At 61.0% G+C, this 1,714-nt stretch carries 1 protein-coding gene and 1 pseudogene; one reads left to right on the forward strand and one right to left on the reverse strand.

The features are described 5' to 3' along the window. The first annotated feature begins 57 nt into the window (after nucleotides 1-57). Nucleotides 58-291, forward strand: coding sequence for a DUF6429 family protein (locus tag DUT91_RS24915; RefSeq protein ID WP_114443045.1), 234 nt, complete (start codon nucleotides 58-60; stop codon nucleotides 289-291). Here DUT91_RS24915 and tnpC read toward each other — a convergent pair. Further along, nucleotides 272-1,714, reverse strand: a pseudogene (tnpC, locus tag DUT91_RS24920) (IS66 family transposase); the annotation flags it as partial. The gene DUT91_RS24915 and the pseudogene tnpC overlap by 20 nt on opposite strands.

A 1,714-nucleotide genomic window follows, 5' to 3' on the forward strand; every position in this document is an offset into this window, starting at 1 on the left:
GTATCCATCCGAGCAGGGCCGCGGGATTTTGGGCGCCGCGCGTGGTAACGTCGGTTCATGGAGATCGATGAGGACAAGATCGACGATGCCGTTTTAGCGCTGTTATGGCTGACGCTGCATAACGAGCGTTCTGCCTGGAAGGGTTTCGACTGGGCAACGACGGATCGGCTTCACAAGAAGGGCATGATCGGCGACCCAGTCAGCAAGTCGAAGTCATTGATCCTGACCGATGAAGGCTTGGAGCGTTCGGAAGCGTTGTTCCGGGAGCTGTTTACGCGGCCGCCGCAATAGCCGTCCCTTTGTGTGCCTTCCATTGCCAAGGCAGTAGTTCGTGCAGGCGGGAGACGGGAAGATCGGCGATGCGGGCGAACACATCGGCGAGCCACGCCTTGGGGTCGGCGTCGTTGAGACGGCAGGTTGTGATGACGGAGAGCATGATGGCGGCTCGATCGGCCCCACGCTGGGAACCGGCGAAGGTCCAGTTTCGACGCGCGAGTGCAATTCCTCTCAGCGCGCGCTCGGCCGCATTGTTCGTGAGACAAATCCGACCATCTTCCAGGAAACGGGCAAAACCATCCCAGCGTTTCAGCATGTAATCGATCGGCTCGATCACCTCGGACGATTTGCTGAGCGTGGCGCGCTCCCGTTTCAGCCACTCGTGCATGTCATCGAACAGCGGCTTGCTCTTTTCCTGCCGCGCGGCCAGTCGTTCTTCGGCGCTCAATCCATTGATCTCGCGTTCGATCTCGAACAGCACGTCGTACCGTTGGACGGCCTCCAATGCGATCGGCGAGATCGGCTTGCCTTTGCGTTTGCGGTCGCGGGCACTTTTCTGGATGTCGGCCAGTTCAAAGAATTTACGCCGCGCGTGTGCATGGCAAAAGGCGAAGGTGATCGGTACCGCTTTCTTTTCGGCGACACTGAGCGGCTCGAAGCCATTGTAACAATTCACTCTGCAGAATGCCGCCATACTTGGCCAGGTGCTTCTGCGGGTGCTCGCCGCGGCGGTCGCTCGACGCATAGTATATGGCTGCCGGCGCTGCCACTCCGCCGTAGGGCCGGTCATCGCGCACGTAGGTCCATATTCGCCCGGTCATGCATTTGTCTTTGGCCTGGATGGGAATGGTGGTGTCGTCGCCAAAAAGGCGCTCGGCCGCGAAGACATGCGCCTCGATCAGATCAAAGATCGGCAGGAGCGCGGCTGTTCCATACCCGACCTGGTCGGCCAGCGTCGAGGTCGAAAGCTCGAGGCCCTCACATTTGAACCGGGTGCTCTGGCGGTTGAGAGGGCTATGCATTCCAAACTTGTCAAACAGGATCGTCGCCAGCAGATGAGGACCGATGAAGCCGCGCGGCGTGGCATGGAACGGCGCCGGCGGCTGGCTGATCGCCTCGCAGTCACGGCAGGTAAATTTCTCCCGCACCGTCTCGATCACTTTGAACCGGCGCGGAACCTCCTCGAGCGTCTCGGTGACGTCCTCGCCCAGTTTCGACAGGCGCGACCCGCCGCAGCATGCACAGGTGACTGGGGGATCGATCACCACGCGCTCGCGCTCGATATCCTCCGGCCACGGCTTTCGGACCGGCCGTTTGCGCGTGAACGAACGTACGCTCGAGGTCTTGGCGGCAGCCGCCTGCGCTGCGGCTTCATCCATCACCAGTTCTTCGAGCTGCAATTCCATCTGGTCGATCAGGCGCGCCGTGCGCTCGGATC

Origin of the sequence: Paramesorhizobium salinisoli (assembly GCF_003335045.1) — a bacterium.
Lineage (GTDB): Bacteria > Pseudomonadota > Alphaproteobacteria > Rhizobiales > Rhizobiaceae > Paramesorhizobium > Paramesorhizobium salinisoli.

What these genes read in the sequence shown, in the direction of transcription:
- DUT91_RS24915 (WP_114443045.1), top strand. Translation starts at nt 58, where the DNA reads ATGGAGATCGATGAGGACAAGATCGACGATGCCGTTTTAGCGCTGTTA.